Source organism: Vibrio sp. 10N.222.49.C9 (assembly GCF_041474985.1).
Taxonomy (GTDB): domain Bacteria; phylum Pseudomonadota; class Gammaproteobacteria; order Enterobacterales; family Vibrionaceae; genus Vibrio; species Vibrio crassostreae_C.
In genome coordinates, this window is sequence record NZ_JBFRVD010000541.1 from 1 (window position 1) to 266 (window position 266).

The 266-nt window shown below is 37.6% G+C and carries 1 pseudogene; it reads right to left on the minus strand.

Annotated elements, in window-relative coordinates:
* Positions 1-6: 6 nt before the first annotated feature.
* Positions 7-266 (minus strand): annotated as a pseudogene (locus tag AB4585_RS24375) (hypothetical protein); the annotation flags it as partial.

A 266-nucleotide genomic window follows, 5' to 3' on the forward strand; every position in this document is an offset into this window, starting at 1 on the left:
AGTCAATTACCACCAAACAACCCCGATTTTTTTCAAGGTGTTTTTTGTAGCCTGTAGCTTTGAGTAGTGTTTAAGAAATTCTTGGTTATGCTGTGGGTACTGATTATTGGCCTTGAATTGCACATGGTGGAGCTCAAAGTTGAGTACCTTTCCTAATCCTAAGATGTCTAAATACTCAATCCCGTTATCATAATTTGGTCGATTTAAAGGAGCACCTGCTGTTAAATTGGTTTTAATTTTTCCTTCAAAGCTTCTTCCGAAGTGCA